The organism is Oleiphilus sp. HI0128 (assembly GCF_001635365.1).
On record NZ_LWGG01001188.1, the window covers coordinates 1 to 1,920 of the forward strand.

A 1,920-nucleotide genomic window follows, 5' to 3' on the forward strand; every position below is an offset into this window, starting at 1 on the left:
GCGCTTAGATCATCATGACAGGCAATCGTGTATAAAGGCCGATCAAGTTTCTTGGCCATGTGCTCAACAAATCGGGTTTTACCACAACCTGTAGGTCCCTTAATCAAAACCGGCAAATTATTGTTGGCGGCGTGCTCGAAGATAACAACTTCATTTCCCTGCGCTAGATAATTCGTTGGCATGTCTTTCTCCATTTAAAAAGCTTGACCCTTGTCGTCTTACGATAGACCTGTAAGGTTCAAGTAAATTTTTGGCAGCAATGCAGGTAAACGCGCAGTATCACTAATCACTGCATAACCATGATCACCAAAAAGGTAAGGTAAATAATCGTTTCCATCTTCATCGATGGTAATACAAAATGGTTGCAAGCCCTGCTGCTTGGCCTCCTGAACCGCCTTACGAGTATCCTCTACTCCGTAACGGCCTTCGTAGTGATCAATATCATTTGGCTTGCCGTCTGAAACAATCAACATGAGGCGCTTTTGAGTTGCTTGTGTTTTTAACACTTCAGTTGATTGACGAATACCTGCGCCCATTCGCGTATAAAATCCCGGCTTGATTTCAAGAATTCGGCCACGTGCGGCATCGCCATAAGGTTCAGAGAAGTTTTTTAACAGGTTATATCGAACTTGTTTGTTCTTGATGGAGGAAAATCCATAGATTGCAAAAGGGTCCCCTGCACTGCTCAAGGCTTCGGCAAACAAGGTGATACTATCTCGAATAATATCTATCACACGCTGATTTGAGTTGATTCCCGAATCAGTCGACATAGATAAATCCGCTAATAACAAGCAGGAAATATCTCGTTGGCTTTCTTTACGGTGCTTATAAAAGTTGTCATTGCCTGTATTAGTATCAGGCTCAACAATAGATTCGATACAGGCATCCAGATCCAGCTCGCTACCTAAAGGCTGACGGCGAAGCCAATGCTGTTGAAATTTCAAAGCGCTGAATCGATGCCTGAGCTGGTTTGCAGTTTTAGTTAAGTGACCAGGAACGCCACTTGGCTCGGCGTCATCCGCTAGCATGGGCTGCAATAAACAAAAGTCTTCAATATAGACAGACTTTCTGTAATCCCATTCACGAAGGCGTATGCCATCACCAATGGCTAAATCATCGTTATGCGGGGCGGGTAAATCCAGGTCGAACTTGATCTTAGCTGCGCCAGCCCGGCGCTTACGAGAAAGCGTAATAATATCCAGATCTTCTGCAACGGAACTGGCATCATCGTCTACATCCTCTTCCTGAGGTCTGTCTAGATCAACATGCTCCGTCCAGCTGAATAAGCTATCGAGCATAAAGATTAATAAGCCATCGGTCTTCTTGGCATCATCGGTGCGCTGAGCATCTTTACGCGGGCCACGAACTTTCTCAGTCTGGGCACCGCTGCTTTCAGCTGGCAGCTCTTCTTCATCTTCTTCAATCGGTGCAACACTAACCCCATGAATCGGTTCTGGGTAGAGCCATAGGCTAATCGGGAAAGGGTCGCCCGGCGCTTTCGGGAGTGTTTCGACGCTCCCTGGGTCTTTTAGTGCTTGATGTATCGCAAGCTCGCGATCAAGTCTTTCACCCTGTAATTTTTCCAAAGGAGGTCGCAAAGGCAAAACCGCGTCGACAAGGCGGAAATACCGCTCTCTTAACCCCGGTTTTGACTTTAGGATCTCTAGCGTCGCTTGCTGGTTATCGGTAAACCAGTGCGTCACTTTCGGTAGTTGAGCGGCCAAGGCCGTCAACCAGAAATATAAATCTTCGTTTAAAGCTTTGTCTTCAAATAAGGCATGTGATGTTGGCAAACGCAGACTACGTTCATCCTGCCATGCCAATTCACTTCGCTTATGCGTCCCCGCCATACGTTGAATCAGTCTACGACGAAATTTCAGCTCGCGTCCCATTGCACCTTCTATCACTTTGCCTGGGCTT

At 46.5% G+C, this 1,920-nt stretch carries 2 protein-coding genes; both read right to left on the bottom strand.

Translation table 11 applies throughout. From position 1 onward, the window contains the following. Positions 1-182: AAA family ATPase (locus A3763_RS20055; RefSeq protein WP_231872270.1), on the bottom strand; the 182-nt coding region annotated here is incomplete at its 3' end. A 36-nt stretch (positions 183-218) separates the two neighbouring features. Further along, a partial coding sequence (locus A3763_RS20060; RefSeq protein ID WP_156495208.1) for a nitric oxide reductase activation protein NorD occupies positions 219-1,920 on the bottom strand: 1,702 nt, incomplete at its 5' end.